Raw genomic sequence first — 26,991 nt, forward strand, 5'->3', positions numbered from 1 at the left:
TCTCGACGAGAGCGGGTCGGGCAGAATTTTTATTGGAATTAGTCTGTGCGCAACTGAGTGCGGCGTGGTCACTTGCAGTATAAGCAGCCACTGAAGTATGGCGAATCAATTCTCGGCGCCCCTATAAGGATCGTGGAGACAACAAAAGGAGTAGGCCGTGCTTGCGACGGCGTTGGTGTTGGTGGCGGCGCTGTTGCATGCGGCGTGGAATACCCTGATCAAGTTCAGTGCGGAGCGACTGTTGGTGGTGGCCTGCATGGACAGCGTGGCGCTGCTTTTTGTCGCGCTGATGCTGCCGTTCCTGAGCGTGCCGCCACTGGAGATCTGGCCGTGGATCCTGGCGTCGGCGGCGTTCGAGTTGCTCTATCGCTATTTGTTGATCCAGGCCTATCGGGTCGGTGACCTCGGGCTGGTCTATCCATTGATGCGCGGCCTGTCACCGTTGGTGGTGCTGGCGCTGACGCTGATCTTTGCCGGGGAGGTGCTGACCCATCAGCAGATCTTCGGAATCCTGCTGATCCCGTTCGGCATGCTGTGCCTGCTCTGGCAGGGCGGCGGCGGAGCGCGCCTTCCATGGTCGATGCTACCGGTGGTGGCGCTGATCGGTCTGTGCATCGGTTGCTACACCTACATCGACGGTCAGGCATTGCGGCGCTGGTCCCATCCACTGGATTACCTGGTCTGGGTCACCTTGCTCAGTGCCTGGCCGTTTCCGCTGTTGGCGTTGGTGCGCAAGCGGCCCGCGTTCATGTTGTTCTGGCGCGAGCAGTGGCGACTGGGCCTGGCCGTCGGGTTTTGCGTGTTGTTCAGCTACGCTCTGGTGCTGTGGGCGATGCAATTGGGCTCGATTGCAGAAGCGGCGGCGTTGCGCGAGATCAGCGTAATTCTGGTGGTGCTATTTGGCATGCGTTACCTGAAAGAAACTTTTGGCGGACCGCGCCTCTTAGCTTGTGGGCTGGTGCTGATCGGCATTTTGGTCATGAAATTTTGACTGTTCTGAAACGTGAAGAAGGGACTGCTTTATGACGGTTGCTCTGTGGTGCATTTTGATCGCGATTCTCCTGCCGTATGTGTGTACGTGGGTCGCCAAGATCAGTGGCGGGTTCAGGTTGAGAGACAACCATGACCCCCGGGATTTTCTCGATTCGCTGGAAGGCTTGGGCAGGCGCGCGAATGCGGCGCAACTGAACAGCTTTGAAGTGATCCCGGCGTTCGCTGCGGCAGTGATCGTAGCGCACCTGGCAGGCAATGCCGAACTGGTGACGATCAATGTGCTGTCGGTGTTGTTCATCACCAGTCGCCTGCTCTACATCATTTGCTACCTGGCGGACTGGGCGACGCTGCGGTCGCTGGTGTGGTTCGTGGGGATGGCGTTGATCGTGAGTTTTTTTGTGGTGTCGGTCTAAACGATCTTCAGGGTTTTTGCCGGCCTCATCGCGAGCAGGTCGAATCGTCGCACCGTCGCTCCCACATTGGAACGCGTGTCTTCTGTGGGAGCGAGCCTGCTCGCGAAAGCTATCTAACGGTCAACACTCGCCTCAGGGCTTGGTCTTCTCTGCATCCGCCACCTGCGGTACTTGTGGCAGCGCAGCACCTTTGGGCCAGAGCATCCAGATCTGTCCCTGCTGTTTCATGTCCCCGGCCAGTTGCCCGGCCGCATCGCCGGTGCCCCAGAACAGATCCGCCCGAACCTCGCCGGCAATGGCGCCGCCGGTGTCCTGTGCTGCCACCGGGCGAACCAGTGCAGTGCCGTCCGGTTTGGTGGTCGATAACCACAGCAGACTGCCCAGCGGAATTACCTTGCGATCCACCGCCGCGCTGTAACCGGCAGTCAACGGTACGTTCAGCGAGCCGCGCGGACCTTCGTTGCTGTCCGGGTTGCGGGTGAAGAATACGTAGCTGGGGTTGCTGCCGAGCAGTTCGGGAATCCGCGACGGATTGGCCTTGGCCCAGGTGCTGATGGCGCCCATGGTCACGTCTTCTTTTTTCAACTCGCCCTGTTCCACCAGCCAGCGGCCGATCGGTCGATACGGATGGCCGTTCTGATCGGCGTAGGCAATGCGCAACTGGCGACCATTGTCGAGCTGGATACGGCCCGAACCCTGGATTTGCAGGAACTGCAGGTTCATCGGATCGGTCAGCCAGGCCACGACCGGCGCCTTGACCCCTTTGCTTTCGATGGTTGCCGCATCGTCGTACGGCTTGAGCACACGACCTTCGAGTCGACCGCGCAGGCGCTTGCCCTTGAGTTCCGGGTAAATGCTGTCGAGGGCGACGATGATCATGTCTTCGGGGACGCCATACACCGGCACACTGGCAACGCTGGTCTGGGTCAGACTGCCGGGGTAAACCGGTTCGTAGTAACCGGTGATCAAACCGTTGGAGTTGTCGTTGGCAGCGCGCAGGCCATAGACATCGAGGTTCTGCTTGAGAAAACCGCGAATGTCGCTGGCGGTTTGCGGCACGTTGGCAGCCGCTACGCAGGTGCCACCCCAGACCGGGTCGGCCTTTAGTCGGGTGCAGGCGCTGCGCCAGGAACCGAAACCGGCGACCAGGTCGCTGTCGGACACCGCCGGCAGCGCTTCCCATGTGGCGCTGGAGTAGGTGGCCAGGGCGTGGGTTTTCGGTTGTTTGTTGTCGCCACCGGTGCAGCCTGCGAGCAGGGCCACCATCGGCAGGGTCCAGGCCAGGCTGTGACGCCAGGCCTTGAAACGGCTGTTCATGGAGTGATTCCTTTGCCGGTTGCCTGAGCGCTCCATGTGCTCAAGCAACCCTTGTTGATAATAGGGCTATTGGTCTTTGCCGATGACGCGAGGATACTGGCCGCCGTTTCCCGTGACCTGAAGCCACCATGACTTTTAAAAGACTTTCTGTTGTATTGCTGGCCTGCCTGACGTTGTCCGCTTGTGGCGGTGTCGACCCCAACTCGCCGCTCGGCCAGCGCAAGGCCATTTTCAAGCAGATGCTCAAGACTGGCGAAGACCTGGGCGGCATGTTGCGTGGACGCATTGCGTTCGATGGTCCGAAATTCGCCGAAGGCGCGGTGAAGCTCGATGCGTTGTCCCGTGAGCCGTGGCAGCATTTTCCGCAAGTGCGCGAGGAAGATCACACCAGCGCCAAGAGCGATGTCTGGGAGCAACAGGCACGCTTTCAGGCAATGGCCCGCGACCTTGAAAGCGCCACCGGTGAATTGGTGATCGCCAGCCAGGTCCAGCCCTACAAGGCCAGCAACCTGGGGCCGGTGGTGCAGAAAGTCGAAGATGCTTGCAGTGCTTGTCATAAGGCGTTTCGGGATCATTGATTCTCGGCTGCGACGGTCTGTTGTTGTGGCGAGGGAGCTTGTCGGAGCGCCGCATCGTCCCGCTCGTCTACGCAGCAGGCGTTAGTTGGCAGTCGGGTTCGATCTGATGTTCAGGATGGCTGGTTTGGGGCTACTTCGTAGCCCGGCGGGAGCAAGCTCCCTCGCCACGGTTAGCCTTGGGTGTTGCTTGTTTATTTATCCAGCTCATCCAGTGCGTTCTGCAATTCCTTGCGGGCATCGGCGAGTTTGTCTTTGCGCTTGTTGATCTTGTCGGGGTCGCCTTTGCTCATGGCCTTGTCGAGGTCCGCCTGACGCTTGCTGACTTCGTGCTTGGCGTCGAGCACCTTGTTTTCCCGTTCCTTCTTCAGCGAGGCGTCGGTGCAGTTCGCTTCGACTTCGCTCAGGGCCTTTTCCAGGCCGGCCTGCTGGTCGGCATTACCGTGGACCTTGGCCAATTCGATCTGGTTGATGATTCCTTGCTTCTTGGCGGCGCAACCGGTCAGCCCTGGCGCTTCCTCGTCCGCCATCAACGGGGTGGCCAGCACGCTGCAAAGGGTCAACAGGGCGAGCGGTGAAAGAAATTTCATAAAAGCTCCATGTAGGAAAGCAAGCAGGCCGGTGTGGCAATGGCTTGTTGGAGCCCAGCGGTCCCTTGGGGTTCCCGGTGGGCGCAGGGCCGACAGCTAAAAGCCGTCAATCCCCGCATCACGTAACGTTTCACTCAAGGCCAGGACCTGCGGATCGCGGAAAAATGCGTTCAGTTGCGCTGCGCGCCCTGGCCCGATATCGGCCTCGGCCCGCCATTGTTCGATGTTTCGCTCTGCCAGTACCTGCCATGAATCGCCGAGATGCGCCTGGCCTGTCGGTGGTAATCCCAAGGCTTTGAGCCAGTGCGCGAACGGGCGTTGCCGGGCCTGGTTGAAGCCGTCCGCAAGGCGAGCCGCACTGCGCTCGCCGAAACCGTCAATGGTAGCAAGCTCTTGGGCATCGAGGGTCAACCAATCCAGCAGACCGTTCAGGCGACCTGTTGCAAGAAGTTTTTCCCAAGTACCCGGACCCACATTGGGTAGCGCCAGGCCCTGCTTGCTGCTGAGCCAGGTCAGGCGCGCGAGAAACTGGCTCTCGCAGCCCGGAGTCGGTTGCCAGCAACTCAATAAATGGAAGTCTGCTGCCAGCGGTGTGTTCAATTCGGCGCGTTCGCTGCTGCGCAATACAACGCTATCGAGCCTGGGAATGGTCAGCCCGGCCAGGCTGATGGCGACCTGATCACCCGGGCGTATGTCCAGCGCCTGCCAGCGTTGCAACGAACCGACGCTGACGTGTTTGATCTGCCGGTCATCGAGCTTCACCGGGGTCAGTTCAAGTACCGGAGTGATCCGCCCGGTCCGGCCGATTTTGAAGTGAACCTGGCGGACTTCGGCCAGTGCCTGGGCGAAGGGGTATTTCCAGGCGATGGCCCAGTAGGGCGACCTGGCCTGCCAACGCTCAGCGGCTGGGCGCTGGTTTTGGCGCAGGACGATGCCGTCGCTGGCAAAGGGCAGGGCAGAGCGATACCAGTGCTCGCGCCAGCGTTCGGCATCGACAGCGGAGGCAATGGGCTGGCTGTATGTCGTGGTACTCGGGAAGCCAAGCGCAGTCAGCGCCGCGGCACGCGCGGGCACGCTCGCCGGCCCTTGGGGCCAGTCCCAGACAAACAAGTCGATGTTGGCGGCCTGTTCGGCGCTCAAGACCTTGCGCGCCATCAGGCCGGCCACCGAGCCACGAGCATTGAGGCTACCGGCCCGGGCCTGCACATGATCGGTCAGGCGCCAATACAGTTCGCCTTGCACGATCAGGTCCCGGGCCTGCGGTAGCCGTTGCGGGATGGCCGGAATCTGCCGTGCAGGAAGCGTCCAGTCCTGACCACTCTTGCCGTCACCACGGCTGATGGCCTGGGCCAACAGACCGTTGCGGTAAACCAGGGTCACCGCCACGCCATCGATTTTAGGCTGGACCCAGACGTCCACCCGGCCACGCAGCCATTTTTCCACGGCGGGCTGATCGTGCAGTTTGTCCAGGCCAGTGTGGGCGATAGGGTGGGGCAGTGTGCCGCGTGCAGTGCGCAAGGGGTCTGCGGACGGGCTCAGGTTGAAGCAGTGGCGCCATTGGGTGAGTTGGGCGCGGGACTGGTCGTAGAGTTCATCGGCGACCAGTGAGCGTCCCTGGCGGTGATAGCTGTCGTCCCAGAGGTCGACTTGCTGTTGCAGTTTGTTGACTTCAATCAGGGCGCGTTCCGGCGTCCAGTCGGGGCACTCGGCGGTATTGGCGGTCATGTGGGTAAAGAACAGTAGAACGGCAAAAAACAGGCGCAGGTGGGGAAGCATCTTGAGCGTCCTTGCTCGGTGAGGTGCTTGAAGGCTAGGTCAGTATCAGTTAGCGCAGCGGGCGGGGTTTTTACCGAGTGTTTCTAATGGCTTGCCCGCGAAGGCTGCGATGCGGTGTAAAGCGAATCCCAATAAAAAGCCCCGCAGGGCGCGAACCGTGCGGGGCTTCGGGTGTTGCGGGGAAGTCTTACAGGCCGGCAGCAGAACGCAGAGCGTCGGCGCGATCGGTTTTTTCCCAGGTGAACGTGGTGAAGGTGTCGTCGCCCACGGTCTTGGTCGCCGGGGTGCGACCGAAGTGGCCGTACGCAGCGGTTTCCTGATACATCGGGTGCAGCAGGTCGAGCATCGTGGTGATCGCGTATGGACGCAGGTCGAACACTTCGCGGACCAGTTTGACGATCTTGTCATCGCTGATCTTGCCGGTACCGAAGGTGTTCAGCGAGATCGAAGTCGGCTGAGCAACGCCGATGGCGTAGGACACCTGAATCTCGCAACGCTCGGCCAGGCCGGCGGCAACAATGTTCTTGGCCACGTAACGACCGGCGTAGGCAGCCGAACGGTCAACCTTCGATGGATCCTTGCCGGAGAATGCGCCACCGCCGTGACGGGCCATGCCGCCGTAGCTGTCGACGATGATCTTGCGACCGGTCAGACCGCAGTCACCCACCGGGCCGCCGATAATGAACTGGCCGGTCGGGTTGATGTGGAACTGGGTGTCCTTGCTCAACAGTTCGGCAGGCAGCACGTGCTTGACGATCAGCTCCATCACGCCTTCGCGCAGGTCGTTGTACGACACTTCCGGGTTGTGCTGGGTCGACAGAACGACGGCGTCGATACCGACAACCTTGCCGTTTTCGTAACGGCAGGTCACTTGCGACTTGGCGTCCGGGCGCAGCCAAGGCAGCAGGCCGGATTTACGGGCTTCGGCCTGGCGCTGCACCAGTTGGTGCGAGAAGGTGATCGGTGCAGGCATCAGCACGTCGGTTTCATTGCTGGCGTAGCCGAACATCAGGCCCTGGTCGCCGGCACCCTGATCTTCAGGCTTGGCACGGTCGACACCCTGGTTGATGTCTGGGGACTGCTTGCCGATGATGTTCATCACGCCGCAGGTCGCGCCGTCGAAGCCGACGTCGGAGCTGGTGTAGCCGATGTTGGTGATCACGTCACGAACGATCTGCTCCAGGTCAACCCAGGCCGAAGTGGTGACTTCGCCGGCGATGATCGCCACGCCCGTTTTCACCAGAGTCTCGCACGCCACACGGGCGAACTTGTCTTCAGCAATGATGGCGTCCAGCACCGCATCAGAAATCTGGTCGGCGATTTTGTCCGGATGCCCTTCAGACACGGACTCGGAGGTGAAAAGGGAGTATTCGCTCATCTCGATGTTTTCCTGAAATTACCGATGGTGAGTGTCGCCAGCCGGTCGCTGAAAATGGCGGACCTGGATCTGGAAACCATTACGTAAGCCTACATAGAGGCTTTCCCCGGGAACGAGTCCCGCAGCGGTGGCCCAACGGGCCAGATCGTCCTGTTCAAACCCCAGCCAGAGATCACCGCAGGCCTCCTTGGCCCAACTCTGGTTGTGGCTACATAACTCTGTCACTAACAGGCTACCGCCTGGTTGCAGCAAATTGGCCATGTGCTTGAGCGCATCGGCCGGCGCGGCAAAATGGTGCAGCACCATGTTCAGTACAACGCAATCGGCCTTGAGGCTGACGCCGTTCAATGCATCGGCCAGTTGCAGGCTGACGTTAGTCAGCTTGTCGCGTTCGCAGACCTGGCGCGCCAGCTCAAGCATCGCGCTGCTGTTATCCAGCGCCGTGACTTGCGCGAAGCGGCGCGCCAGTTCCGGCAGGAATGCGCCATCGCCGGGGCCGACTTCAATGGCCGTGGCGTCTTTGTCGAAGCTCAGCTTGTCGAGCAGGGCCACCACGCTTTCGCGGTATTGCGGCAGGCCGGCGATCAAGTCTTGCTGGGCGCGAAACTTCTCCGCCACCCGTGAGAAAAAGTCCTGGCTGGCGGCCGCGCGTTGTCCATGGACCTGGGTGATGCGCGACTGTACGTCGGTCGGCAGCGTCAGGTTGTCCACTTCTTCGAGCAGCGCTGCGTGCAATTTGCCGCCCAGCAGTTCGGTGTGGGGCAGTGCACGACGGTAGAAAATCGCGTTGCCTTCGCGGCGCGTCGCCACCAGGTCGGCCTGGGCCAGTACCTTGAGGTGGTGGCTCATGCCTGACTGGCCGATGCCGAAGATCTGTGCCAGTTCCAGCACACCGAACGAATCGTTGGCCAGTGCGCGCAAGACATTCAACCGCAGGGGATCGCCGCCAGCCTTGCACAAGGCTGCCAGCTCATCGCAATCGTCATGTTGAATGGATGGCACGCGTAAATTCATAAGGCCGGCAGTCTAGTCACGGGTCGAAGGCATCGCAAGAGCAATATCAAAAAGTTTTGATATTGCTCGATAGATGGCACTTCTTAACGTTAGCTTCAGTCAACAAACGGACGGCGGAAAGGTTTCACCAAGCGAATACGTCGTTATCCATTGGAAAAACGCCTTCAGATGACTATCTGTCATTGCCCCGAGGCGTCCCGGTGAGGGAAAATGCTCGCCTTTTTTCCGTTTCGTTTTATTCAAGCCCCCAGGAGAACAGCGATGCCTAGCCGTCGTGAGCGTGCCAACGCCATTCGTGCCCTCAGCATGGATGCCGTGCAAAAAGCCAACAGCGGCCATCCCGGTGCCCCGATGGGTATGGCGGATATCGCCGAGGTACTTTGGCGCGACTACCTCAAGCACAACCCGAGCAATCCATCGTTCGCCGACCGTGACCGCTTCGTGCTGTCCAATGGCCACGGCTCGATGTTGATCTACTCGCTGCTGCACCTGACCGGCTACGACCTGTCGATCGATGACCTGAAGCAGTTCCGTCAACTGCACAGCCGCACCCCGGGCCACCCGGAACTCGGCTACACCCCGGGCGTAGAAACCACCACCGGTCCACTGGGCCAAGGCCTGGCCAACGCCGTGGGTTTTGCCCTGGCTGAAAAAGTCATGGCGGCGCAGTTCAACCGTCCTGGCCATAACATTGTCGACCACCACACCTATGTGTTCCTGGGTGATGGCTGCATGATGGAAGGCATTTCCCACGAAGTCGCTTCCCTGGCCGGTACCCTGGGCCTGGGCAAGCTGATCGCCTTCTACGATGACAACGGCATCTCCATCGATGGCGAAGTCGAAGGCTGGTTCACCGACGACACGCCGAAGCGTTTTGAGTCCTACAACTGGCAAGTGATCCGCAATGTCGACGGTCACGACCCGGAAGAGATCAAGACGGCGATCGACACTGCGCGCAAAAGCGAGCAGCCAACCCTGATCTGCTGCAAGACCACCATCGGTTTCGGTTCGCCGAACAAGCAAGGCAAGGAAGATTGCCACGGCGCCCCACTGGGTGACGCGGAAATCGCCCTGACCCGTGCGGCGCTGAAATGGAACCACGGTCCGTTCGAAATCCCGGCCGATATCTACGCCGAGTGGGACGCCAAGGAAGCAGGTAAAGCTGTCGAGGCCGAGTGGGACCAGCGTTTCGCCGCTTACTCCGCCGCGTTCCCGACTGAAGCCAGCGAACTGGTGCGTCGTCTGAGCGGTGAGCTGCCAGCTGATTTCAGCGAAAAAGCCTCGGCCTACATCGCCGAAGTGGCTGCCAAGGGCGAAACCATCGCCAGCCGTAAAGCCAGCCAGAATGCCCTGAACGCATTCGGCCCGTTGCTGCCTGAGTTCCTCGGCGGTTCGGCTGACCTGGCCGGTTCCAACCTGACCCTGTGGAAAGGCTGCAAAGGCGTCACCGCCGAAGACGCCAGCGGCAACTACATGTACTACGGCGTGCGCGAGTTCGGCATGACCGCGATCATGAACGGTGTTGCCTTGCACGGCGGCCTGGTGCCTTACGGCGCGACCTTCCTGATGTTCATGGAATACGCGCGCAACGCGGTGCGCATGTCGGCCCTGATGAAGCAGCGTGTGATCCACGTCTACACCCACGACTCCATCGGTCTGGGCGAAGACGGCCCGACTCACCAGCCAATCGAGCAACTGGCCAGCCTGCGCTGCACGCCGAACCTCGATACCTGGCGCCCAGCCGACGCCGTTGAGTCGGCGGTGAGCTGGAAATACGCACTGGAGCGCAAGGACGGTCCTTCGGCCTTGATCTTCTCCCGCCAGAACCTGCAGCACCAGACCCGCGACGCCGGCCAGATCGCCGACATCAGCCGTGGTGGTTACGTGCTGAAAGACTGCGCTGGCGAGCCTGAGCTGATCCTGATCGCCACCGGTTCGGAAGTCGGCCTGGCCGTTCAGGCCTTCGACAAACTGACCGAGCAGGGCCGCAAGGTACGCGTGGTTTCCATGCCGTGCACCAGCGTGTTCGATGCCCAGGACGCCGGCTACAAGCAATTGGTCCTGCCGTTGCAGGTCAGCGCCCGTATCGCCATCGAGGCTTCCCATGCGGACTACTGGTACAAGTACGTGGGCCTGGAAGGCCGCGTGATCGGCATGACCACCTACGGCGAGTCGGCGCCTGCGTCGGCCTTGTTCGAAGAGTTCGGCTTCACCCTGGAAAACATCCTGGGTCAGGCTGAAGAGCTGCTGGAAGACTAAGTCCGACAGTGATGTTGTCCGGGCTGACGCCTTCGCGAGCAGGCTCGCTCCTACAGGGTTCTACATCGCCCATGTAGGAGCGAGCCTGCTCGCGATAGCGTCGGTTCAAACGACACAAAACTGATGGATTCACCACGGTAATCGAGAACCCCATGCCTCAACCGCGTCCCTACAAAGTTGCACTCAACGGCTACGGCCGGATTGGTCGTTGCGTCTTGCGTGCGTTGTTCGAGCGAGGCGAGAAGGCCGGGTTCGAGATTGTCGCGATCAACGATCTGGCGGACATGGCCAGCATCGAATACCTGACACGCTTCGACTCCACCCATGGCCGGTTCCCCGGCGAAGTGAAGGTCGACGGCGATTGTCTGCATATCAATGGCGACTGCGTGAAGGTCCTGCGCAGTGCTACCCCCGAAGGCATCGATTGGGCGTCCCTGGGCGTCGATCTGGTGCTGGAGTGCTCCGGTGCTTATCACACGCGAGAGGACGGCCAGCGTTTCCTCGACGCCGGCGCCCCGCGTGTGCTGTTTTCCCAGCCGATGGCCAGCGAGACGGACGTCGACGCAACCATCGTCTATGGCGTGAACCAGGATTGCCTGACCGGCGACGAGTTGCTGGTGTCCAACGCGTCCTGCACCACCAACTGCGGCGTGCCGCTGTTGCGCCTGTTGAATCAGGCCATTGGTCTGGATTACGTATCGATCACCACCATTCACTCGGCGATGAACGATCAGCCGGTCATCGATGCCTATCACCACGAAGACCTGCGCCGTACCCGTTCGGCGTTCCAGTCGGTGATTCCGGTGTCCACCGGTCTGGCGCGTGGTATCGAGCGCCTGCTGCCGGAACTTGCCGGCCGAATTCAGGCCAAAGCCGTGCGGGTGCCGACGGTCAACGTGTCCTGCCTCGATATCACGATGCAGACCGCCACCGCGACCGACGCCACCGAGGTCAACCGGATCTTGCGCGAAGCCGCCACCAGCGGCCCGCTCAAAGGCTTGCTGGCCTACACCGAGCTACCTCACGCAAGCTGTGATTTCAACCATGACCCACATTCGGCGATCGTCGATGCCAGTCAGACCCGCGTTTCCGGCCCACGGCTGGTGAACATCCTGGCCTGGTTCGACAACGAATGGGGTTTTGCCAACCGAATGCTGGACGTTGCAGAACACTATCTGCAAACAGCAACTTCAAAAAAACCGTAGGAAGTGCGACCCATGACCGTGTTGAAGATGTCCGACCTCGATCTGCAAGGTAAGCGCGTATTGATCCGCGAAGACCTCAACGTCCCAGTCAAGGACGGTGTTGTCACCAGCGATGCGCGTATCCTGGCCTCGCTGCCGACCATCAAGCTGGCCCTGGAAAAAGGCGCGGCCGTGATGGTCTGCTCGCACCTTGGCCGTCCGACCGAAGGCGAGTTCTCGGCCGAGAACAGCCTCAAGCCAGTCGCCGACTACCTGAGCCGTGCTCTGGGTCGTGAAGTGCCGCTGGTGGCCGATTACCTGGGCGGTGTCGACGTGAAAGCGGGCGACATCGTGCTATTCGAAAACGTACGCTTCAACAAGGGCGAGAAAAAGAACGCTGACGAACTGGCCCAGCAATACGCAGCCCTGTGCGACGTGTTCGTGATGGACGCCTTCGGCACCGCTCACCGTGCCGAGGGTTCGACCCACGGCGTGGCCAAGTTCGCCAAAGTCGCTGCTGCCGGCCCGCTGCTGGCTGCTGAACTGGATGCGCTGGGCAAAGCCCTGGGCGCCCCGGCCCAGCCGATGGCGGCCATTGTTGCCGGCTCCAAGGTGTCGACCAAACTCGACGTGCTGAACAGCCTGAGCCAGATCTGCAACCAGTTGATCGTCGGCGGCGGCATCGCCAACACCTTCCTGGCTGCTGCCGGTCACCCGGTCGGTAAATCCCTGTACGAGCCGGACCTGCTGGACACCGCTCGCGCCATCGCCGCCAAGGTCAGCGTACCGCTGCCAGTGGACGTGGTGGTTGCCAAGGAATTCGCCGAAAGCGCCACTGCGACCGTCAAGCTGATCGCTGACGTTGCTGCCGACGACATGATCCTGGACATCGGCCCGCAGACCGCGGCGAATTTTGCCGAGCTGCTGAAGTCGTCGCAAACCATCTTGTGGAACGGTCCGGTCGGCGTGTTCGAATTCGATCAGTTCGGTAACGGTACCAAGGTGCTGGCCCAGGCCATCGCAGACAGCGCGGCGTTCTCCATTGCCGGCGGTGGCGACACCCTGGCCGCCATCGACAAGTATGGCGTGGCCGAGCAGATCTCCTACATTTCTACCGGTGGCGGCGCGTTCCTCGAATTCGTCGAAGGCAAGGTCCTGCCAGCCGTTGAAGTCCTGGAAAGCCGGGCCAAGGCCTGAGGGTCGCCCGTTTGACCAGGCAGGGAGTGTTGAAATGGTCAAGACGTTAGCGCTGTTGATCGTCGCAGGTTCGCTGGTGGCGTGCGGGAGTAACCCGAAGGCCACTGCGGAACCGGCGCCGTCCGAGTCGGACAAAGGCTGCTACCAGGCTGACTGGCAGGCGGAAACCAACCCGGTGCTCAACAAGCGTTCCGGGCCGGAGGGCCTGGACAAATACGAGACCCAGGCACCCGCCAAGGAACATGGCTGCCCTTGACGGGTCTGACTCATTACTCAGGGCTGGCGGCGTGCGCCGTCAGTCGAGGGACACGGATGAAAGGTTTTATCGCCGTTGCGGCGCTGACGTTGTTGGCCGGTTGTGCTCAGTTGAACCTGTTCCAGTCGTCCGCCCCTGTGGATAACTGGACCACCTGGACCTGCGACAGCCAGGCCAAAGTGCTGTGGCGCTACACCGACGACAGCCGCAGGGAAGTCGACGTGCGCCTGGGCGGTGCCGATCAGGTCTACCGCCTGAAGCAGGAACCGGGTGCATCGGGTTCGCTGTACAGCAATGACATGCTGGCGTTTCACATAAAAGGTGAGGAAGGCCTGGTTTACTGGGTCGCCACCAATGATTTGATCGGCCGTGGTTGCAAGGCCGAGTAAAACGAAGAACACCGAATCCGCAGCCCGGGCCAACCCCCGATCTGCAAAAACTTGAATAGCCGCCGCCGCTCCGGCAGGCTGGCACGATTAACGACCCTCAACCGGGAGAGATACACACAATGGCACTTATCAGCATGCGCCAGATGTTGGACCACGCAGCCGAGTTCGGCTACGGCGTTCCAGCCTTCAACGTCAACAACCTTGAGCAGATGCGCGCCATCATGGAAGCCGCTGACAAGACTGACTCCCCGGTGATCGTCCAGGCTTCGGCCGGCGCCCGTAAATACGCTGGCGCGCCATTCCTGCGTCATCTGATCCTGGCCGCGATCGAAGAATTCCCGCACATCCCGGTGTGCATGCACCAGGACCACGGCACCAGCCCTGACGTCTGCCAGCGTTCCATTCAACTGGGCTTCAGCTCGGTAATGATGGACGGTTCCCTGGGCGAAGACGGCAAGACCCCGACCGACTACGACTACAACGTCCGTGTTACCCAGCAAACCGTAGCCATGGCTCACGCCTGCGGCGTTTCGGTAGAAGGCGAGCTGGGCTGCCTGGGTTCGCTGGAAACCGGTATGGCCGGTGAAGAAGACGGCATCGGCGCCGAAGGCGTTCTGGATCACAGTCAGATGCTGACCGACCCGGAAGAAGCCGCTGACTTCGTAAAACGCACTCAGGTTGATGCCCTGGCGATCGCCATTGGCACCAGCCACGGCGCCTACAAGTTCACCAAGCCGCCTACCGGCGACGTGCTGGCCATCGACCGCATCAAAGAGATCCACAAGCGCATTCCGAACACTCACCTGGTGATGCACGGTTCGTCTTCGGTTCCGCAAGAGTGGCTGGCGATCATCAACCAGTACGGCGGCGACATCAAAGAAACCTACGGCGTACCGGTTGAAGAAATCGTCGAAGGCATCAAGCACGGCGTGCGCAAGGTCAACATCGACACCGACCTGCGCCTGGCATCCACTGGCGCAATGCGTCGCCTGATGGCCACCAACCCGAGCGAGTTCGACCCACGTAAATTCTTCGGCGCCACCGTTACCGCCATGCGCGACGTGTGCATCGCTCGCTACGAAGCCTTCGGCACTGCCGGCAACGCTTCGAAGATCAAGGCGATCTCGCTGGAAGGCATGTATCAGCGTTACCTGAAAGGTGAGTTGAACGCCAAGGTCAACTAAGCCTGAGCGTTAAACTGCCTTGATGAAAAACCCGCCGAGAGGCGGGTTTTTTTGTGGGCGAGAGAAATGTATGACGCGGACTTTCGGGGCTATTGATTGTGATCGATATCCAGCTTGCTAAATGTCACTTTGCCGCCTTCCGTGGTGTACCCGGTGTTGTCCTGCACATAGACCCCGGCCTTGAAATACAGCGGTTTGTCGCGCCAGGTTGTGCTGATTTGCGTATCCCATTGATAACCTGCGGCGCTGATGCCCAAGGCGCCACCAGGGCTGAGATGAATGAGATAGTTGAACTCCTGGTCGAGTTTCACCCCCGTCGCAACGATGATCACCTGGCCTGTATCGTCATCGGGATGCATCCGGACCTTGGCGACGATATTGCCGGTGCCTGTACTGGTTTTGTATTGGTATTCGACCTTCACCAGAGGTTTCTGGCTTTGATAGGCATGGATCTGGCCGATGACGATCTTCCCGGAACTCGGCACCTGGTTTACTGCCAGAGTGGCATACAACAAATTGTCGGCCTCCGGGTAATACCAGTTTTTCAACGTGCCGTTGCTGTAGGTTTCACGCAATTCGGTGCGCGGATAAATCGCGTTTTCGGTACGGGAGCCGGTCACGGGCGACCAGAAAAACAATGTGCCGGTGTCGGAATGGAAGTATTGATCTTTGAAGCCATCCACCAGTTTGGCGGTTTCGACGGTGTACGGTGGGCTGCCAACGGGAACGCTGAGGTTCCAGGTTGCGAGATCGATCATGTCGGTTCTTCCACTGGGTTCATGCTGCACGGGCGTACCAGAAGCTCTAGACCGCACCTTTTGGGCGGCCTTTATAAGCGTAGCGGGGGATTTTGTTAATGCTCGCCTGACGGATGGCTGACGTCAACATCCTGTCGAAATGCCATCTTCCGGGGTTTCATCGGACAGAGCATTCGACCGTTAGTCGGTAAAAAGACACAATGATTAAATGATGGCTCACTGACACCTTCTGCTTTCGCAGAACCGGGTCTAGAGTGAAGGCACAGTATTTGTCCGGTTTTCACGAGAAACCGGCCTGACACCCCGCAATTAGAGAAGCAGCATGGAATGCGCGCAACCCACGCCAGTAGAAGGCGGCTCAACCCTTTTAGTCGTCGACGATTACCCTGAAAACCTGATTAGCATGCGCGCGTTGTTACAGCGCCAGGGCTGGCGGGTCATTACTGCCAACTCGGGTTTCGAGGCCCTCGGCTTGTTACTTGAACACGATATCGACCTGGTGCTGCTGGACGTGCAGATGCCAGGAATGGACGGTTATGAAGTGGCGCGCCTGATGCGCGGTAGCCAGCGGACCCGTCTGACACCGATCATTTTCCTGACCGCCAACGAACAGTCCAAGGACGCCGTGATCAAGGGCTATGCCAGTGGTGCGGTGGATTACCTGTTCAAGCCGTTCGACCCACAGGTCTTCACGCCCAAGGTCCAGGCGTTGCTTGAACACCAGCGTAACCGCCGGGCCCTGCAGCGACTGAGTCATGATCTGGAAGCCGCTCGTGCCTTTAATGCGTCGGTGCTGGATAACGCAGCCGAAGGCATTCTGGTATTGGGTGAGGACGGTCTGATTCGTTTTGCAAATCCTGCGATGTCTCGGTTGCTCAATGCCCCGGTGCAGGAGCTGCAAGGCAAGGAGTTTCTGGACTACCTGCAAAAACCGCATATCCCGATATGGGCCGATTCCGAGTTGCTGGCCGGATACAAACGCGGCGAAACCCTGCGACTGCACGATGCCCAGCTACGAACCGCGCCCGGCCAGCAGGTGCCGGTGGCCTTGTCCTGCGCGCCATTGCCTGCCGAGCAACACGCGATGGTCGTGACCGTGCTGGACATGTCGGTGGTGCGCCATCTGCATCAGCAACTGGAGTTTCAGGCGGTCACCGATCCGTTGACCGGATTGCTCAACCGCCGGGGTTTCTACCAGACCGTAGAGAACCTGCTGTTGCGCGGTGAGCGTTCCGACAGTTCCTGGGTCTTGATGTACCTGGACCTCGACGGCTTCAAGCGAGTCAACGATTCCCTAGGGCACGATGCTGGTGATCGTGTGCTGCGCTGGGTCTCCGAACAGTTGAAGGCTTGCCTGCGGCCCTTCGACATTCTGGCGCGGATGGGCGGCGACGAATTCACCGCGCTGCTGGATCTGGAGTTCCCCGAGCAGGCGGCGAAGATTGCCGAGAAGCTCATCGAGCGAGTGTCGATCTGTCAGCAGGTCGATGGCCTCGATATCGCCCTGGGTGCCAGCATCGGCATCGCCACGTTCCCTGATTGTGGCGCCAATCTCGACGGCATGCTGCGGGCGGCCGACATCGCCATGTACGAAGCCAAGCGTGCCGGCCGTCAGCAATATCGCTTCTACGATCATGAAATGAATGGCCGGGCGCGCACGCGGCTGATGCTGGAAGAAAGTGTGCGCACGGCCATCGAGAACCGGGATTTCAATCTGGTGTATCAGCCTCAGGTGGCGATTGCCGACGGGCGGATTCGGGGCTTCGAGGCCTTGTTGCGCTGGCAGCATCCGAGCGTTGGCGATGTCCCCCCGGGGCTGTTTTTGCCATTGCTGGAGGAGGCGCGGCTGATCAGTCGCCTGGGTAGCTGGATCTACCATCGCGGCGCCGGGCAACGCAAAGCCTGGGAGTCCCTGTTTGCCGAGGACCTGGTGCTCGGCGTCAGCTTGAGCAGTACGCAGTTCGGCTTGCCAAATCTGGTCACCGAGTTGCGCCAGGTGCTGGAGCGCCATGGCCTGCAACCGCGTCATCTGGAAGTCGAGGTCACGGAAGAGGCCTTGATGCACAACCCCGAAGAAACCCGCAAGCAATTGCGCCTGTTGCACAATCTGGGCGTACGAGTGGCATTGGATGACTTCGGGGCCGGCCCCTGTTCCCTGACGCACTTGCGCGACCTGGAGCTGGATACCCTCAAGATCGACCGCCATTTGATCGCCAAGTTGCCGGCGTCGGCAAAGGATGCGGCGCTGGTGCGCAGTGTGATCGACCTGTGCAAACAGTTCGGGATGCTGGTGATTGCCGAAGGGGTGGAAACCGTTGCGCAGTATGAATGGCTGCAAGCCAACGGCTGTGAATCTGTGCAAGGTTTTCTGGTGGCCCGGCCGCTGATGGCCGAAGACACCGGGGTCTTTGTCCAGCCGTTTGACTGGGGCGCGCTACCCCGCTGAATTCGCTACACTGGCGACCTTTTAGTGACCTGTATTGCCGCCCCGATGACCGTGTTGAAATATCTCCAGGCTTATCCCGCTACCCTGCAGGATCAGGTGCGCCAGCTGATCGCCGACGGTCGGCTGGGCGATTACCTGAGCCAGCGTTATCCGCAAAAGCACGGGGTGCAGAGCGACAAGGCGCTGTACACCTATGCCCTGGACCTCAAGCAGGAGTACCTGCGTAATGCTCCGGCCATCGACAAGGTGCTGTTCGACAACCGCCTGGACCTGACCCACCGTGCCCTTGGCCTGCACACCACGATTTCCCGGGTGCAGGGCGGCAAGCTCAAGTCCAAGAAGGAAATCCGCATCGCTTCGTTGTTCAAGGAGGCGCCTTCCGAGTTCCTGAAAATGATCGTGGTGCATGAGTTGGCGCACTTCAAGGAATCGGACCACAACAAGGCGTTCTACAAACTGTGCGAACACATGCTGCCGGGTTATCACCAGGTGGAATTTGATGTGCGGGTGTACCTGACGTGGCGGGATCTGTAGGCGTTGCCGCAGGCTGCGATCTTTTAAGGAGCATTGGATGGACGTGAGCAAGACCAAGAGCAGCTTCTATCGCCGGTTGTACGTGGCGTACCTGATCGACAGCGGGCTGGCCAGCAGCGTCCCGTCGCTGACCGAGGTCACCGGCATGCCCCGGCGCACGGCACAGGACACCATCGCGGCGTTGGCGGATCTGGATATCATTTGTGAGTTCGAGCAGGAAGAAGGCGCGCGCAACCATGCGGGGCGCTATCGGATTCGCGAGTGGGGGGCGATTGATCGTGATTGGATCGAACGTAATCTGCGGCAGATCAAGGCAGTGTTGGAGTATCCCTGAAATCTTTCAGTGGTTTGACTGACGCCTTCGCGAGCAAGCCCGCTCCCACAGTTGATTTGAGTTGTGAACACAATCCAGTGTGGGAGCGGGCTTGCTCGCGAAGAGGCCCTTACGGGCGACGCATGCCAATGTGTGGAATGCCATCCTCGACATATTCCTCACCCGCCACGACAAACCCGTACCGCCCGTAATACCCCTGCAAATGCGCCTGGGCCGAGAGGTAGACCGGCAGGCCGGGCCAGTATTTTTCGATCTGTTTCAACGCCTGATCCATCAGCTCATGCCCCAGGCCGACGCCGCGTGCCTGAGGGGCAATGATCACCCGCCCGATCACCACGTCGCCGCCTTGTGACTGCGGGTCGAGCAGCCGCAGGTAGGCCACCAGCCGGTTACCGTCCCAGGCCATCACGTGGCAGGTGTCGCCTTCCAGGTCCTGACCATCAATATCCTGGTAAACGCATTTTTGCTCGACGACGAACACTTCCGCACGCAACTGCAAAATGGCGTACAGCTGCTCCTTGCCCAGGTCGCTGTGGTGTTTGCAGATCCAATCGACTGTCATGTTTTTATTCCCTGAAAACGTCGTTCCGATACTAAGCGCACTCACGCCAGAAGTCTTTATGGTGGAAGAATCTGTGACAAAGGCCAAAATGCCATCATTCATTTCTCGCGCAGATGTCTTCTTTGTGTAATCTGGATCGAAGCGCTGTGCTGTGGCGTCGATGAGCTAATGTTGAGTACCCGGGTCTTGCCGATACAGGGGCCTTGGGGTTTTGGCTGAAAACACGTCGGGCAACCTGCCCGCTAAGGATTTTCTGGCATGCCGCGATTGCATCGAGCTTTGGCCTTGATTGGATTGCTGTTGCTGGTTCAGGGAGCGGCGGCAGAAAAACTGCGGCTGGTCGCTGATGCCTGGCCCCCCTTTACCGATTCCACGCTCGTCAACGGTGGTTTGGCCACGGACATTGTCAGTACCGCACTCGCCAGGGCCGGCTATGCCAGTGAGTTCGAGCAGGTGCCCTGGGCACGGGCCTTGATGGGACTGGGCGAGGGTCGATACGACGTGCTGGTCAACGCCTGGTACACCGAGGAGCGGACCAGGCTTGGCCAGTTTTCTGGCGAGTACCTGCTTAATCGCGTACGCTTTCTCAAGCGCAAAGACGCGCCCATCGAATTCAATAACCTGCAGCAATTGCACACCTATCCGATCGCGATCGTGCGTGGATACGCGTATTCGCCTGCGTTCGACAGCGACGAGTCGTTGCAGAAAATCCCCGTGCACAGTTTCGCCATGGCGGTGCGCATGCTCGCGGCCGACCGGGTCAAGCTGACACTGGAAGATGAGTTCGTCGCTCGCTACTATCTGGCCCGTGAGTCACCCAAGGTGCGAAACGCCGTGGAGTTCCTGCCCAAGCCATTAAGCGAGAACAGCCTGCATATCATGGTCAGCCTGAAGAATCCTGAGCATGCGCGGATCGTCGCCGGTTTCGACCGCGAGATCGCGGCGATGAAGGCGGACGGGAGTTATGACAAGTTGATCAAACAGCACGGGATGTGAGTGGGTTGAGCCAGTTTCTGTGTTGTTGCTGATGGCCTCATCGCGCGCTTGCTCGCGATGAGGTCCGCACGGACACCACAGGTCTCAATCCTCACTGGTGTCCTTGATCAGATGCGCCGCCAGCGTCCTCAACGGCCCCAACTGCCGGCAGATCAACGCCAGTTGCGTCTGCACCAACCGCTGCCCCTCATCGATTTCATCAGGCATCTGTTCCAGTTCATTGGCCAGTGCTTCTTCTTCATCGCTCTGAATCTCGATCGAAGACTTGCTCGCCAGCCCTTGGGCGATCGCGTCGATGCTGGTGGCCAGTTTCACCCCGGCCCCATCGATCAAGTGCTCGCGCACGTCTGTCGGCAGTTGAGTTTCCCGATGCGCACCCAGGCCCGACAGGTAGCTGAGTAGCGTGTGTGACAGCACCAGGAAGCGGAAGCCTACATCCGCTTCCTTTCGGAAATGCCCAGGCTCCATCAGCATGTTGGCCAGTGTGGTGGACAGCGCCGCGTCGGCGTTGTGCGCGTTGCGGCGGGCCAGGCGGTAAGCCAGGTCGTCGCTTTTGCCCGCAGCGTATTGCTGCATGATCTGGCGCAGGTAAATGCTGTTGCAGGCCAGGGTGTTGGCCAGCACTTTGTTCAGGCGTCGGCCCTGCCAGTCCGGCAGGAACAGGAACACAGCGAGCCCGGCGATCAGGCTGCCGAGCAAGGTATCGAACAACCGTGGCAGGAACAGCCCGTAACCGTCACCCACCTGGTTGAAGCAGAACAGCACCATCAGGGTGATTGCCGCCGTCGCCAGGGTGTAGCGGGTGGTGCGGTTGGTAAAGAACACCACCCCGGCGGCAATGGCGAAACACGACTGGATCAGCGGGTTCGGGAACAGGTCGAACAGCGCCCAGGCCAGGGTCAGGCCGATGGCGGTGCCGATGATCCGTTGACCGAGTTTGCGGCGGGTGGCGCCGTAATTCGGTTGGCAAACGAACAGCGTGGTGAGGATGATCCAGTAACCCTGGGACGGGTGAATCAAATGCACCATGGCGTAGCCGATACTCAAGGCCAGGGGCAATCGCAGGGCATGACGGAACAGCAGCGAGGTCGGCGTCAGTTGCGTGCGCAAGCGCAGCCACACGTCCTTGAGGCTGCGCGGCGAACGGTCGAGCAGGCTGCTGTCGGTGGCATCGGCCAGGGCGTCGGGGTTGCTGGCATCGCTGAGCAGGCGGTCGAGAGTACCGAGGTTGGCCGCCAGTGCCCGCAGTGAACGCAGCAAGCCGCGCCAGGCCGGGTTGCTCTGGATGCGCAGGTGTTCGAGAGAGGCATCCAGGTCGCTCAGGGCCTCGGCGAAACTGGCGTCATAGGTGAACGGCTGGCGCATCTGGATCGATTCGGCCAGGGCCCGGCAGGCCTTGCCTTGCTGACGCAACAGGCGTTGGCAGCGGAACAGCACGTCGCTGTGGAAGAAGGCGTCGGCCAGAGCGTTATAAGGGTAGTGCGATGAGCTGGCGCGCTCGTGGATGTCCTGGGCAAGGAAGTACAGCTTGAGGTAGCGGCTGACTTTCGACCCCGGGCGACCATTGCCGACCCGGTGCAGGATGATCTCCTTGGCGGCGTTCAGTGCCGCCACCACCCGGCCGTTCTGCTGGGCCAATTCCAGGCGCCGCGCCTCCACGTCCATCTGCCGGATCGGCTCGAACAGCGAGGATTTCAGCTTCAGGTAAAAACCCAGTTCGCGGAACAACCGCGCCAGGCTCTGCTGCACCGGCTGATTGGAAAACAGCGCCTGCCACACCACCGACAGCAAGCCGTACCAGGCAGCACCGGCCACCAGCAGCAACGGTTCGTGCCAGACATCGCTGACCGCTCCGCCGCGCTGGTCCACGCCGATCATGGTGTAGACCGAAAGGATCAAAGTTGCCGAGGCAATCGCGCCATAGCGCTCGCCAAGAGCGCCGAGCATGGTCAGGCAGAACGCGGCCAGGGCGAAGGCGATGATAAACAGCGAGGGGTAGGGGAAGAGCAGTTCGACAGACAGGGCGGCGACAGCGAAACACACCAGCGTCACCGCCAGCGCGTTGATACGGCCCTGCCAGCTGTCGTCGGTTTCGGCCAGGGCACTGGCGATAATCCCCAGGAACAACGGGATCAGCAGGCCCATTTCATCCTGATACCAACACAGCGCCATGGTGCCGGTCAGGGCAATGAATACCCGCACGCTGTAGCTGAATTTATCCAGCGCCCAAAGGCGACGCAGAGACTGGCGGAACGAAGTCGATGACATGAAATGCGAAGGCCTTCCGAGGCAATGACGCTAAATTGAGCCACTAATGACGCCGACGCAATGGCGCCGATCACATCAGACAGCAAAATCTGTTCCTTGATACCACACGTATTCAATGTAGGAGCGAGCCTGCTCGCGATGAGGCCGGTACATTCGATATTGATGTCGACTGTTAGACCGCTATCGCGAGCAGGCTCGCTCCTACAGGTTTTGGGGTGAGTCAGACGTACTGCGCGGCGGCGTAACCAGAAGCCCACGCCCACTGGAAGTTGAACCCGCCCAGATGCCCGGTCACGTCCAGCACCTCACCAATGAAGTACAGCCCCGGGCTTTTCAGCGATTCCATGGTCTTGGACGACACTTCATTGGTGTTGACGCCGCCCAGGGTCACCTCAGCGGTGCGATAGCCTTCGGTGCCGGCGGGCACGACTTTCCAGCTCGCCAGTTTTTCCGCGATATCGGCCAGCTCGGCGTGGGTGTACTGCTTCATCGGTTTGGAGACGAACCAGTTGTCCGCCAGCAGGTTGGCCATCTTCTTGGTGAAGATTTCGCCAAGCAGGGTTTTCAGCTCGCTGTTGGGGCGTTCGGCTTGCTGCTGTTGCAGCCAGTCCGGCACGTCGTGATCCGGCAGCAGGTTGATCTCGACGGTGTCGCCGGATTCCCAGAACGACGAGATCTGCAAAATCGCCGGGCCGCTGAGGCCGCGGTGGGTGAACAGGATGTTCTCGCGGAAGCTCTGGTCATTGCAGCTCACCAGGCAATCCACCGACGTGCCGGACAACTCGGTGCACAGGGCCTTGAGCTGATCGGTGATGGTGAACGGCACCAGGCCGGCGCGGGTCGGCAGCAGTTCGTGTCCGAATTGCCTGGCCACCTGGTAACCGAAACCGGTGGCACCCAGGGTCGGGATCGACAGACCGCCGGTGGCGATCACCAGGGATTCGCAGGTGATCTGGTCGAGTGTCGTGTCCAGCAGGTAGCCGCTTTCGAGTTTCTCGATGGTCTGGATCGAGGTGTCCAGGTGCAGGCTGACGCCGACCTGATCGCACTCGTTGAGCAGCATTTCGAGGATGTCGCTGGATTTGTTATCGCAGAACAGCTGGCCGAGTTTTTTCTCGTGGTACGGCACGCCGTGCTTGGCCACCATGCCGATGAAATCCCACTGGGTGTAACGGGCCAGGGCGGATTTGCAGAAGTGTGCGTTCTGCGAGAGGAAATTGCTCGGCTCTGTGTACATGTTGGTGAAATTGCAGCGGCCACCGCCCGACATCAGGATTTTCTTGCCGGCCTTGTTGGCATGGTCGAGCAGCAACACCTTGCGCCCACGCCCGGCGGCGGTCAGTGCACACATCAACCCTGCGGCGCCAGCGCCAATGATCACGACTTCGGTAGAGCGCAAAACGGTGTCCTCACACAAAATTCAAATTCACCGGCGATCCATGTGGGAGCGGGCTTGCCCGCGATGGCGGACTGACAGACAACATTGATGTTGAATGTTCTGGCCTCATCGCGGGCAAGCCCGCTCCCACAGGGGTATACGTTGTTCTTACAGGATGCGAACGCGCAACGAACGGCCCTTGATCTTGCCGTCGTTCAAACGCTGCAAGGCCTGCTTGGCGACGCCGCGTTCTACGGCCACATAGGCCTGGAAGTCGAAAATCGCGATCTTGCCGACCTGGGCGCCTGGGATGCCGGCGTCACCGGTCAGTGCGCCAAGAATGTCGCCCGGACGAACCTTGTCCTTGCGGCCGGCGGCGATGCACAGGGTGCTCATCTGCGGCAACAGTGGGCCACCGCCCTTGGAGGTGAGGTTGTCCACCTGATCCCAGGTCAGTGGTGTCTGCTGCAATTGCTCGATGGCTTGGGCGCGCTGCGCTTCGGACGGCGCCACCAGGCTGACCGCGAGGCCTTTCTCACCGGCGCGGCCAGTACGGCCGACGCGGTGGATGTGGATTTCCGAATCACGGGCCAGTTCGACGTTGATCACCATGTCCAGGGAATCGATATCGAGGCCGCGGGCTGCGACATCGGTCGCCACCAGTACCGAAGTACTGCGGTTGGCGAACATCGCCAGCACCTGGTCGCGGTCACGCTGTTCCAGATCGCCGTGCAGGCCGACGGCGGAAATGCCTTTGGCGGTCAGGTGGTCGACGGTTTCCTGAACCTGCTGCTTGGTGTAGCAGAAAGCCACGCAGGAGGCCGGGCGGAAGTGGCCAAGCACCTTGGTCACCGTGCTCATGCGGTCATCCGGGGAAATCTCGTAGAAGCGCTGCTCGATCTGCGTGTCGTCGTGGAACGCCTCGGCCTTCACTTGCTGCGGGTTGCGCATGAACTTCGAGGCCAGCTGCTTGATGCCTACCGGGTAGGTGGCGGAGAACAGTAGGGTCTGGCGACGCTCCGGGGCCTGCATGATGATTTCTTCGATGGAATCGTAGAAACCCATGTCGAGCATGCGGTCGGCTTCGTCGAGGATCAGCGTGTTGAGGCCGTGGAGTACCAGCGAACCCTTGCGCAGGTGTTGCTGGATGCGTCCCGGGGTGCCGACGATGATGTGCGCGCCGTGCTCCAGCGAAGCGATCTGCGGGCCGAGGGACACGCCGCCGCACAGGGTCAGGACCTTGATGTTGTCTTCGGCACGGGCCAGGCGACGGATTTCCTTGGCGACCTGGTCAGCCAACTCGCGGGTCGGGCACAGGATCAGCGCCTGGCAACCGAAGTAGCGCGGATTGATCGGGTTCAGCAAGCCGATGCCGAACGCGGCGGTCTTGCCGCTGCCGGTCTTGGCCTGGGCGATCAGGTCCATCCCCTTGAGGATCACCGGCAAGCTTTGCGCCTGGATCGGCGTCATCTGGGCATAACCGAGGGAGTCGAGGTTAGCCAGCATGGCGGCGGACAGCGGCAAAGTATTAAATTCGGTGGCGATGGTGGTCACGGGACTGGCCTGCAAAACAAAATGTCGCGCAGTGTACCAGCCCGGTGGCCATTCGCCCTAAGGCTCTATGTGTTCTTCCGGACGTTTGACTCGCCGTCCGTCATTCTTTGACAGTTGCGAGAAAATCGTAGCGGCCAGCATCGCCATGATTCCCACGGTCACGAAGGTCAATTGGAATGCCCCCAGAACCGTGTCCACGCCATCATTGCCAATCTCCGCCGTAAAGCCACCGAGCAATGCACCTGCGCACGCAACCCCCAGGCTCAGGGACAATTGTGCGACCACTGACAGCAGGCTGTTGCCGCTACTGGCATTGGCATCGTCGAGGTCGATCAGGGTCACGGTGTTCATCGCGGTGAACTGCAAGGAGTTGATCGCGCCAAGGATCGCCAGCAGGCACAGCAGCAGCCAGTACGGCGTCTGCTCGCTGACCAGGCCCATGCTCGCCAGCATGATGCCCAACGCAAGGGTGTTGCCGGTGAGCACGATGCGATAACCCAAGCGCTCGATCAGCGGCCGCGCGACCCACTTGGCGATCATCGCCGCCGCGGCCAGCGGCAGCATGCTCATCCCGGCCTGGGACGGCGAATAGCCCAGCGCCACTTGTAGCAACAACGGCACCAGAAAGGGCAGGGCGCCGCTGCCGAGGCGGGCGAACAGGTTGCCGAGAATGCCCACGGCAAAGGTCCGGGTCTTGAATAGGGACGGCGCAAACAACGGGTTCTCGATATGCCCGGCCCGCAGCCAGTACGCCGCCAGGCACGCCATGCCGCCGAACAGCAACAACATCACCCGCAGGTGCGGCAGGTGCAGTTCGCCCAGGCCTTCCATGGCGATGGTGATCAGAATCATCGCCGCGCCAAACAGCACGAAGCCCAGGCTGTCGAAACGGGTGCGCTCGGAACCGCGCAGGTCCGGGATGAATTTCCACACGGCGTAGCAACCGACCAGCCCCACCGGCAGATTGATCAGGAAAATCCAGTGCCAGGTCAGGTATTGCACCATCCAGCCGCCCATGGTCGGGCCGATCAACGGGCCGAGCAGCCCGGGAATGGTGATGAAGCCCATGATCCGCACCAGTTCCGAGCGCGGGTAGGCGCGCAACACCACCAGCCGCCCGACCGGCAGCATCAACGCGCCGCCCAGGCCCTGGATCACCCGGGCGCCGATCAGCATGCTCAGGCTGCTCGACAATGCGCAGAGCAGCGAGCCGAGGCTGAACAGCAAAATCGCACTGAAGAAGATTTTCCGGGTGCCGAAGCGATCGGCGATCCAGCCGGACGCGGGAATCAGCAAGGCGACCGTGAGCATGTAGGCGATGATCACACCCTGCATGCGCAATGGATCTTCGGCCAGGTCCCGGGCCATGGCTGGCAGGGCGGTGTTGAGGATTGTCCCGTCGAGGGACTGCATGAAGAAGGCAATGGCGACAACCCAGGGTATCCAGCGGGCGGTTACAGCGTCGAGAGGTGGGCGGTTGGGCATGGGACCTCAATTGGACTAGAAAGGACCATTGTGGCGAGGGGGCTTGCCCCCGTTCGGCTGCGCAGCAGTCGCAAATCCGGCAATGTGGTTGATCTGACGAAACGCATTTGCCGATTTTGGGGCCGCTTCGCGACCCAACGGGGGCAAGCCC

The 26,991-nt window shown here is 60.6% G+C and carries 24 protein-coding genes; 13 read left to right on the plus strand and 11 right to left on the minus strand.

All coding sequences use genetic code 11. The features are described from left to right. Positions 1–157: 157 nt before the first annotated feature. Complete coding sequence (locus VC35_RS08880) at positions 158–991, plus strand: EamA family transporter (RefSeq protein WP_046039306.1); 834 nt, start codon at positions 158–160, stop codon at positions 989–991. 31 nt (positions 992–1,022) lie between these two features. Then, positions 1,023–1,406: an MAPEG family protein gene (locus VC35_RS08885; RefSeq protein WP_046039307.1), complete on the plus strand. Its 384-nt coding sequence runs from the start codon at positions 1,023–1,025 to the stop codon at positions 1,404–1,406. Between the two features lie 132 nt (positions 1,407–1,538). On the opposite strand, the gene mltA is transcribed toward VC35_RS08885, so the two are convergent. After that, positions 1,539–2,723: a murein transglycosylase A gene (mltA, locus tag VC35_RS08890; RefSeq protein ID WP_046039308.1), complete on the minus strand. Its 1,185-nt coding sequence runs from the start codon at positions 2,721–2,723 to the stop codon at positions 1,539–1,541. 128 nt (positions 2,724–2,851) lie between these two features. Between mltA and VC35_RS08895 the strand changes: the two genes are divergently transcribed. Beyond that, on the plus strand, positions 2,852–3,301 hold the full coding sequence (locus VC35_RS08895) for a c-type cytochrome (protein WP_046039309.1): 450 nt from the start codon (positions 2,852–2,854) through the stop codon (positions 3,299–3,301). Positions 3,302–3,492: 191 nt separating this feature from the next. Here the strand turns inward: VC35_RS08895 and VC35_RS08900 are convergent, their stop codons facing one another. The 4 genes from VC35_RS08900 to VC35_RS08915 all read right to left on the minus strand — a co-directional run bounded on the left by VC35_RS08900 (position 3,493) and on the right by VC35_RS08915 (position 8,056). Continuing rightward, a complete protein-coding gene (locus VC35_RS08900) occupies positions 3,493–3,888 on the minus strand; it encodes a DUF1090 domain-containing protein (protein ID WP_046039310.1) in 396 nt (131 codons plus the stop codon). A gap of 96 nt (positions 3,889–3,984) precedes the next feature. Further along, complete coding sequence (ligB, locus tag VC35_RS08905; RefSeq protein WP_046039311.1) at positions 3,985–5,664, minus strand: NAD-dependent DNA ligase LigB; 1,680 nt, start codon at positions 5,662–5,664, stop codon at positions 3,985–3,987. A 187-nt stretch (positions 5,665–5,851) separates the two neighbouring features. Further along, positions 5,852–7,042, minus strand: a complete 1,191-nt coding sequence (metK, locus tag VC35_RS08910; RefSeq protein WP_008050251.1) for a methionine adenosyltransferase — start codon at positions 7,040–7,042, stop codon at positions 5,852–5,854. Between the two features lie 18 nt (positions 7,043–7,060). Further along, positions 7,061–8,056 carry an ArsR/SmtB family transcription factor gene (locus VC35_RS08915; RefSeq protein ID WP_046039312.1) on the minus strand — a complete coding sequence of 332 codons (996 nt, stop codon included), beginning with the start codon at positions 8,054–8,056 and terminating at the stop codon, positions 7,061–7,063. 261 nt (positions 8,057–8,317) lie between these two features. Between VC35_RS08915 and tkt the strand changes: the two genes are divergently transcribed. The 6 genes from tkt to fba all read left to right on the plus strand — a co-directional run bounded on the left by tkt (position 8,318) and on the right by fba (position 14,525). Next, positions 8,318–10,315, plus strand: coding sequence for a transketolase (gene tkt, locus VC35_RS08920; RefSeq protein ID WP_046039314.1), 1,998 nt, complete (start codon positions 8,318–8,320; stop codon positions 10,313–10,315). Between the two features lie 152 nt (positions 10,316–10,467). Beyond that, the gene (epd, locus tag VC35_RS08925) at positions 10,468–11,520 is read left to right on the plus strand and encodes an erythrose-4-phosphate dehydrogenase (RefSeq protein ID WP_008050248.1); all 1,053 of its coding nucleotides are present in this window, start codon (positions 10,468–10,470) and stop codon (positions 11,518–11,520) included. A gap of 12 nt (positions 11,521–11,532) precedes the next feature. Next, positions 11,533–12,696 (plus strand): phosphoglycerate kinase, encoded by a 1,164-nt coding sequence (locus VC35_RS08930; RefSeq protein ID WP_046039315.1) that lies wholly within the window; start codon positions 11,533–11,535, stop codon positions 12,694–12,696. 34 nt (positions 12,697–12,730) lie between these two features. Beyond that, positions 12,731–12,952, plus strand: coding sequence for a hypothetical protein (locus tag VC35_RS08935; RefSeq protein WP_046039316.1), 222 nt, complete (start codon positions 12,731–12,733; stop codon positions 12,950–12,952). Between the two features lie 56 nt (positions 12,953–13,008). Continuing rightward, positions 13,009–13,341, plus strand: a complete 333-nt coding sequence (locus VC35_RS08940; protein ID WP_046039317.1) for an MliC family protein — start codon at positions 13,009–13,011, stop codon at positions 13,339–13,341. Positions 13,342–13,460: 119 nt separating this feature from the next. Next, positions 13,461–14,525 (plus strand): class II fructose-bisphosphate aldolase, encoded by a 1,065-nt coding sequence (fba, locus tag VC35_RS08945; protein WP_007981624.1) that lies wholly within the window; start codon positions 13,461–13,463, stop codon positions 14,523–14,525. Positions 14,526–14,614: 89 nt separating this feature from the next. Here fba and VC35_RS08950 read toward each other — a convergent pair whose 3' ends face one another. Next, positions 14,615–15,283 carry a polysaccharide lyase family 7 protein gene (locus VC35_RS08950; protein WP_046039318.1) on the minus strand — a complete coding sequence of 223 codons (669 nt, stop codon included), beginning with the start codon at positions 15,281–15,283 and terminating at the stop codon, positions 14,615–14,617. 322 nt (positions 15,284–15,605) lie between these two features. Here VC35_RS08950 and VC35_RS08955 point away from each other — a divergent pair, with 322 nt between their 5' ends. The 3 genes from VC35_RS08955 to VC35_RS08965 are packed head-to-tail and all read left to right on the plus strand — an operon-like array spanning position 15,606 to position 18,597. Next, the gene (locus VC35_RS08955; protein WP_046039319.1) at positions 15,606–17,729 is read left to right on the plus strand and encodes a putative bifunctional diguanylate cyclase/phosphodiesterase; all 2,124 of its coding nucleotides are present in this window, start codon (positions 15,606–15,608) and stop codon (positions 17,727–17,729) included. A 45-nt stretch (positions 17,730–17,774) separates the two neighbouring features. Continuing rightward, positions 17,775–18,263: a M48 metallopeptidase family protein gene (locus tag VC35_RS08960; protein ID WP_046039320.1), complete on the plus strand. Its 489-nt coding sequence runs from the start codon at positions 17,775–17,777 to the stop codon at positions 18,261–18,263. Positions 18,264–18,300: 37 nt separating this feature from the next. After that, positions 18,301–18,597: a winged helix-turn-helix domain-containing protein gene (locus VC35_RS08965; protein ID WP_046039321.1), complete on the plus strand. Its 297-nt coding sequence runs from the start codon at positions 18,301–18,303 to the stop codon at positions 18,595–18,597. 109 nt (positions 18,598–18,706) lie between these two features. On the opposite strand, the gene VC35_RS08970 is transcribed toward VC35_RS08965, so the two are convergent. After that, entirely contained in the window at positions 18,707–19,159 is a 453-nt protein-coding gene (locus VC35_RS08970; protein ID WP_046039323.1) for a GNAT family N-acetyltransferase, read from the minus strand. A 258-nt stretch (positions 19,160–19,417) separates the two neighbouring features. Here VC35_RS08970 and VC35_RS08975 point away from each other — a divergent pair, with 258 nt between their 5' ends. Then, complete coding sequence (locus VC35_RS08975) at positions 19,418–20,155, plus strand: substrate-binding periplasmic protein (protein WP_046039324.1); 738 nt, start codon at positions 19,418–19,420, stop codon at positions 20,153–20,155. Between the two features lie 84 nt (positions 20,156–20,239). Here VC35_RS08975 and yccS read toward each other — a convergent pair whose 3' ends face one another. The 4 genes from yccS to mdtD form a co-directional block, all read right to left on the minus strand. Further along, positions 20,240–22,423: a YccS family putative transporter gene (gene yccS / locus VC35_RS08980; RefSeq protein ID WP_046039325.1), complete on the minus strand. Its 2,184-nt coding sequence runs from the start codon at positions 22,421–22,423 to the stop codon at positions 20,240–20,242. Positions 22,424–22,643: 220 nt separating this feature from the next. Then, positions 22,644–23,822, minus strand: coding sequence for a BaiN/RdsA family NAD(P)/FAD-dependent oxidoreductase (locus tag VC35_RS08985; protein ID WP_046039326.1), 1,179 nt, complete (start codon positions 23,820–23,822; stop codon positions 22,644–22,646). A gap of 147 nt (positions 23,823–23,969) precedes the next feature. Continuing rightward, positions 23,970–25,307 (minus strand): ATP-dependent RNA helicase DbpA, encoded by a 1,338-nt coding sequence (gene dbpA / locus VC35_RS08990; RefSeq protein ID WP_259674431.1) that lies wholly within the window; start codon positions 25,305–25,307, stop codon positions 23,970–23,972. 105 nt (positions 25,308–25,412) lie between these two features. Next, a complete protein-coding gene (mdtD, locus tag VC35_RS08995; RefSeq protein WP_046039330.1) occupies positions 25,413–26,840 on the minus strand; it encodes a multidrug transporter subunit MdtD in 1,428 nt (475 codons plus the stop codon). Positions 26,841–26,991 lie beyond the last annotated feature (151 nt).

Origin of the sequence: Pseudomonas fluorescens, from assembly GCF_000967965.1 — a bacterium.
Lineage (GTDB): Bacteria > Pseudomonadota > Gammaproteobacteria > Pseudomonadales > Pseudomonadaceae > Aquipseudomonas > Aquipseudomonas grandcourensis.